Source organism: Actinocorallia lasiicapitis, from assembly GCF_054778695.1.
In genome coordinates, this window is sequence record NZ_BAAGZI010000352.1 from 1 (window position 1) to 6,276 (window position 6,276).

Here is a 6,276-nt window from a genome sequence, read left to right on the forward strand (position 1 = left end):
GAGGCCGCGGCCGTCGCCGAGGCCGACGCCCAGGGCACCGTCGAAGAGGCCCAGGCGCAGGCCAACACCGCCCAGTCCGGGGTCAACCAGGCGCAGAGCGAACTGGACCGGGTCAGGGCCAGGGTCCGTGAGGCCGACGCCGCCGCCGCCCAGGAGGCCAAGGCCGAAGCACGGCTCCAGGCCGCCGCCCAGGCGGCGCGGGCCGAAGCCGAACGGATCGGGGCGTCGGTCCGCAAGGCAGAGGAGAACCGCGACCGCGACGCCGAAGGGCTCGCCGGGCTCGAGGAGCGGTTCGAGAAGGCGTCCGCCGAGGAGATCGACGAAGAGGTCGACACCGAGATCAGGGACGAGCTCGCCGACCGCGTCCAGGAGCTGCGCGGCCTCGAGATGGAGGCGCGGCTCCAGGCCCGCAGCGCCGAGGAGCGGGTCCGCGCCATCTCCGGCCGCGCCGACGCCCTCGACCGGCAGGCCGAGACCGAGCGCCGCGACCGCGCCGAGGCCGTCGAACGGCGTCGCCGCCGGGTCCGGCAGGCCAAGACCGCGCAGGCCGTCCTGCACGGCGCCCGCCACGCCCTCGAACGGATCGACGCCTCGCTCGAAGTGGCCGTCACCGAACGGCAGGCCGCCGAACTGGCCAGGGCCGGGCGCGAAGAGGAACTGAAGATCGTCCGTGGGCAGGTGCGGGAGTACGGCACCCAGCTCGAACGGCTCGTCAACGCCGTCCACGGCACCGAGGTCGCCCGCGCCGAGCAGCGGATGCGGCTCGAACAGCTCGAGACCAAGGCCCTGGACGAGTACGGGATGGAGCTCGAAGGGCTGCTCGAGGAGTACGGGCCCGACCAGCTCGTCCCGCCGCAGGACCCCGAGGCGATGCCGGAGCCGTTCGACCGGGCCGTCCAGGAGAAGCGGGCCAAGGCCGCCGAACGGCAGATGACGGCGCTCGGCAAGGTCAACCCGCTCGCGCTGGAGGAGTTCGCGGCGCTGGAAGAGCGCCACACGTTCCTGACGTCCCAGCTCGAGGATCTGAAAAAGACCCGTAAAGACCTGTTCGACATCGTCAAGGACGTCGACCAGCGCGTCCAGGAGGTGTTCGCCTCCGCCTACGCCGAGACCGCCGAGCACTTCGAGGGGATCTTCTCGCGGCTGTTCCCCGGCGGTGAGGGGTCGTTGTCGCTGACCGACCCCGAGGACCTGCTCGGCACCGGTATCGAGGTCGCCGCGCGGCCGCCCGGCAAGAAGGTCAAGCGGCTGTCGCTGCTGTCCGGCGGGGAGCGGTCGCTGGTCGCGATCGCGTTCCTCGTCGCCGTGTTCAAGGCCAGGCCGTCGCCGTTCTACGTGCTCGACGAGGTCGAAGCGGCCCTCGACGACACCAACACGCAGCGGCTGATCTCCGTTTTCGAGGAGCTCCGCGAGTCGTCCCAGCTCATCATCATCACCCACCAGAAACGCACCATGGAGGGCGCCGACGCCCTGTACGGCGTCAGTATGCGCGGTGACGGCGTCAGCCAGGTGATCAGCCAGCGGATGCGGGAGCACGAAACGGTCTGACCCGCCGGTCGTCGGCCCGCCGCGCGGATCTGCGAGACTGGACGGGCTATGGAATTTCTTATCATCGGTATCGCGCTGATCGTCCTTTCCATCGTGGGCGGCTCGGTCGCCTTCCTGCGCTCCCGGTCGTCCGGGCGGACGCTGGAGGCGCCGCCGCGGCCGCCGGTCATCCAGGCGCCGCCCGCGCCGGCCACCGATCGGAGCGCGCCCGACCAGAGCGTGCCCGCCGCTCCGGCGAAACCGGAGCCGAAAGTCCCGGCCGACGCGATCCCGGTGCCGGAGATCGAGATTCCGCCGCCGTCCGCCGGCCGTCTCCAACGGCTCAGGGCGCGGCTCGCCCGCTCCCAGGGCGCGCTCGGCCAGAGCCTGCTCAGCCTGCTGTCCCGCGACTCCCTCACCGACGACGACTGGGACGAGATCGAGGACACCCTCATCACGGCCGACGTCGGCGTCACCCCGGCCCGGATGATCGTCGAGGAGCTGCGCACCAAGCAGAAGGTGCTCGGCAAGCTCAGCCCCGAACAAGTCCGCGACCTGCTCCGCGAGCAGCTCCTCGCCCAGATCGGCCCCGATCTGCCGCGCGGCCTGCACACGGAGAAGCAAGGCGGCAAACCGGCCGTGCTGATGGTCGTCGGGGTCAACGGCACCGGCAAGACCACCACCACGGGCAAGCTCGCCCGGGTCCTGGTCGGCGACGGCAACAAGGTCGTGCTGGGCGCCGCCGACACCTTCCGCGCCGCAGCCGCCGACCAGCTCGCCACCTGGGGCGAGCGGGTGGGCGCCGAGGTCGTCCGCGGTCCTGAGGGCGGCGACCCGGCGTCCGTCGCGTTCGACGCCGTCAAGCGGGGCATCGAGACCGGCGCCGACACCGTGATCATCGACACGGCGGGCCGGCTGCACACCAAGACCGGGCTGATGGACGAGCTCGGCAAGGTCAAGCGCGTCATCGAGAAGCAGGCCGCCGTCGACGAGGTCATCCTGGTCCTCGACGCCACCACCGGCCAGAACGGGATGACGCAGGCCCGTGTGTTCGCCGAGGTCGTCAATGTCACGGGCATCGCGCTCACCAAGCTCGACGGCACCGCCAAGGGCGGCATCGTGATCTCCGTCCAGCGGGAGCTGGGCGTCCCGGTCAAGCTCGTCGGCCTGGGCGAAGGCCCCGACGACCTGGCCCCGTTCGACCCCGAGGCGTTCGTGGACGCCATCATCGGCTGATCTTTGCCGAAAGCGGGCACCACCCTGCCCCCCGATTCCCCCGACCGTGATTACGTGGTCGGAAAGGCCCTATTGCTCAGGGAATCGGGGGGTTCGTCATGTCCGCACCTGCTTTCGAGACCCCGGACGCCCAGGAACCCGCTGAAGCGTCCGGTGAGCCCTTCTCGGAGCTCGTCCCGCAGGATCCGGCGGACGACAAGCATGAGGACCAGGCGGCCACCTACGCGACCCTGGCGGCGGGCCTGCTGATCGTCGGCACTCTGCTCCCGTGGCTGAGTGTCACGTTCTTCACCTCTTCGACACTCACCGGCGTCCGCCTCGCCGAAGGCAAGTGGACCCTCCTGTTCGCCTTCCTCGCCGGCCTCTTCGCCCTCACCGCCACCGTCCTCCCCGACCGCCGCCGCTCCCTCCTCCAGGGCACCCTGCTCGCGGGCGCGCTGGCGCTGGTCCCGGTGCTCGTCTACCCGTTCCGCTACCGGAACGCCCTGGATCTGTCCACGCTCAGCAGCAACAACCAGGTCCAGAAAGTCGCGGCCGCGGGAGTGGGCATCGAGGGCGGCTGGTACCTCTCGCTCGTCGCCGCGGCGCTGCTGGTGCTCGCCGCCGCGTGGGGTCTGTTCGGCAGGCAGGTCAAGGAGCGTTCCACCGGGTGATCATCACCCTCGTGTGCCGGTCCGCTTGGACCGGTGCAGGAGGGGAAACACTCCGGAAACAGGGCTGTGGGATGTTTCACACGTCGGAAACATCAGTGCCGTTTGGGGGAAACCCCTGAGTCAGAGTCTTCTCGGCGACCCAAGAAATTCCAACCGGGAGGCGCTCTCCGCATGGAACCCTTCATCGACAGCGGCAATACCGCCTGGCTGCTCACAAGCGCGGCATTGGTGCTGCTCATGACGCCTGGCCTTGCCTTCTTCTATGGCGGCATGAGCCGCGCCAAGTCCGTGCTGAACATGATGATGATGAGCTTCGTCAGCATCTGCATCGTCGGCATGATCTGGGTGCTCTACGGCTACTCCGTCGCCTTCGGCAGCGAGGGCGGAGTGCCCGCGCTGTTCGGCGGCCTGGACGTCTGGGGCCTCGTCGGCCTCGAGACCGACATCAGCGGCTTCGTCGCCGCCGAGGGTGACGTCGCCGCGTCCGGCGGCTACCCGACCCTCGCCTTCGTCGCCTTCCAGGCGACCTTCGCGATCATCACCGTCGCCCTGATCAGCGGCGCGATCGCGGACCGTGCCAAGTTCGCCGCCTGGGCGATCTTCACCCCCATCTGGGTCACCGTGGTCTACCTGCCGGTGGCGCACTGGGTCTGGTTCAGCGAGGGCTGGATCTTCAAGCTCGGCGCGCTCGACTTCGCGGGCGGCACGGTCGTCCACATCAACGCCGGTGCCGCGGCTCTCGCCCTGGCTCTGGTGCTCGGCAAGCGCAAGGGCTGGCCGAAGGAGCCCATGCGTCCGCACAACCTGCCGTTCGTCCTGCTCGGCGCCGGCATCCTGTGGTTCGGCTGGTTCGGCTTCAACGCCGGTTCGGCGCTGGCCGCCAACGGCACCGCCGCGGTCGCGTTCATGAACACCATCGTCGCCACCGCCGCCGCCGGCTTCGCCTGGATCATCGTCGAGAAGTTCCGTGACGGCGCTCCGACCACGCTGGGCATCGCGTCCGGCATCGTCGCCGGCCTGGTCGCCATCACGCCGGCCGCCGCCACCATGACCTCGCTCGGCGCCCTGGTGCTCGGCCTGATCGCCGGTGCGATCTGCGCGGTCGCGGTCGGCCTGAAGTACAAGCTGGGCTACGACGACTCGCTCGACGTCGTCGGCGTCCACCTGGTCGGCGGTATCGTCGGCGCCCTGGCCATCGGGGTCTTCGGCTCCGCGGCGCTCGGCGCGGACAGCGTCCTGGCGGGCGGCGGCTTCACCCTCCTGGGCAAGCAGGCCATCGCGGTCGGCGCGACCCTCGCCTACTCCTTCACGGTGACCTTCATCATCGGCAAGGTCATCGACCTCACCATCGGCTTCCGGATCGACGAAGAGGACGAGGCCGCCGGTATCGACATCGCCGAGCACGCGGAGAGCGCCTACGACTTCGTGACTTCCGCGGGCACCGGTACGCTCGCGAAGGCCACCGCTCCGGTCGCGGCCGACACCAAGATTGAGGCAGACGCATGAAGCTGATCACCGCGATCATCAAGCCGTTCAAGCTGGATGACGTCAAGGCCGCGCTCGAGACGTTCGGCATCAAGGGACTCACGGTCTCCGAGGCCAGCGGTTACGGGCGCCAGAAGGGCCACACCGAGGTCTACCGGGGCGCCGAGTACAAGGTGGACCTGGTGCCGAAGCTCCGCGTCGAGATCGTCGTGGACGACGAGGACGCCGACGAGGTCATCGACGTGGTCGTGAAGGCCGCGCAGACCGGCAAGATCGGCGACGGCAAGGTCTGGTCCGTGCCGGTCGACACGGTCGTCCGTGTCCGCACCGGTGAGACCGGAGCCGACGCCCTGTAGTGCGCGTCGGGTTCGGGGGAGAGCGCTAGGGGCGCTCCGGGGTCACTCCCGGAGCGCCCCTACTCTTTTGCGCGGCAGGGCTGGAGATTCCGGAATGGGGAGCACGGTGCGGAGTTTTGCGGAGGAGCGGCGCGCACGGGTCGCCGAGCTGGACGGCTGGCTGGCGGGGCTGCTGGGCGACGAGCCCGACGTGGCGCTGGTCGCGGTCGGCAGCCTGGGCCGGCGTGATCTGACGCCCGGCGGCGACCTCGATCTGGTGCTGGTGCACCGGGGCCGCGACGACATCGCGGACCTCGCCGACCGCCTCTGGTATCCGATCTGGGACAAGGGGCTCAAGCTCGACCATTCGGTGCGGACCGTGCCGGAGGCCCGCGAAGTGGCACGTGACGATCTGAAAGCCGTCATGGGGCTGCTGCACGGCCGCTGCCTGGCCGGGGACACCGCGCTCGCCGACGAGCTGCGCACGGCCGTCCTGAAGGACTGGCGGGCCACCGCCAAGGTGCGGCTGCCCGAGCTGCACGAGATGACCAGGGAGCGCTGGGAGCGGCTCGGCGAGCTGGCGTTCCTGCTGGAAGGCGATGTGAAGGACGCGCGGGGCGGGCTCCGCGACGTCCACGTCATGCAGGCGATCGTCGCGACCTGGGTGGTGCCGCCGTTCACCGCGCGCGTCCGGGCCGCCTACGACCAGCTCCTCGACGTCCGGCACGCCCTGCATCTGGTCACCGGGCGCGCCACCGACCGGCTGATCCTCCAGGACCAGCAGGCCGTCGCCGAACTCCTCGAACTGGCGGACGCCAACGCGCTGCTCGGCCTGGTCGCCGAAGCCGCCCGCACCATCACCTACGCCGCCGACCACGCCTGGCGGCATGTGGAGCGCTACTGCGCGCCGCCCGTCAGCTCCGAGCGGACCCCGCTCGCCGACGGGCTCGTCGAGTACGAGGGCGAGGTCGTGCTGGCGCGCGGCGCCGACCTGTCCGATCCGTCGCTGCCGCTGCGCGCCGCTGCCGCCGCCGGGAACC

Annotated in this window: 6 protein-coding genes; all 6 read left to right on the plus strand. The window is 70.4% G+C overall.

Annotation, left to right across the window (positions count from 1 at the left end; genetic code table 11):
• Positions 1-1,548, plus strand: a 1,548-nt coding sequence (locus ACYVE7_RS27225; RefSeq protein ID WP_460368499.1) for an AAA family ATPase, incomplete at its 5' end; no start/stop codon positions are given.
• A gap of 48 nt (positions 1,549-1,596) precedes the next feature.
• Complete coding sequence (ftsY, locus tag ACYVE7_RS27230; RefSeq protein ID WP_460368501.1) at positions 1,597-2,763, plus strand: signal recognition particle-docking protein FtsY; 1,167 nt, start codon at positions 1,597-1,599, stop codon at positions 2,761-2,763.
• Between the two features lie 98 nt (positions 2,764-2,861).
• On the plus strand, positions 2,862-3,416 hold the full coding sequence (locus ACYVE7_RS27235) for a hypothetical protein (RefSeq protein ID WP_460368503.1): 555 nt from the start codon (positions 2,862-2,864) through the stop codon (positions 3,414-3,416).
• Positions 3,417-3,587: 171 nt separating this feature from the next.
• The gene (locus ACYVE7_RS27240) at positions 3,588-4,922 is read left to right on the plus strand and encodes an ammonium transporter (protein ID WP_460368505.1); all 1,335 of its coding nucleotides are present in this window, start codon (positions 3,588-3,590) and stop codon (positions 4,920-4,922) included.
• Positions 4,919-5,257: a P-II family nitrogen regulator gene (locus ACYVE7_RS27245; protein WP_460368507.1), complete on the plus strand. Its 339-nt coding sequence runs from the start codon at positions 4,919-4,921 to the stop codon at positions 5,255-5,257. Before ACYVE7_RS27240 ends, ACYVE7_RS27245 begins: the two co-directional genes overlap by 4 nt.
• A 106-nt stretch (positions 5,258-5,363) precedes the next feature.
• Positions 5,364-6,276 (plus strand): [protein-PII] uridylyltransferase family protein (locus ACYVE7_RS27250; RefSeq protein WP_460368509.1); only part of this gene is annotated, 913 nt, incomplete at its 3' end.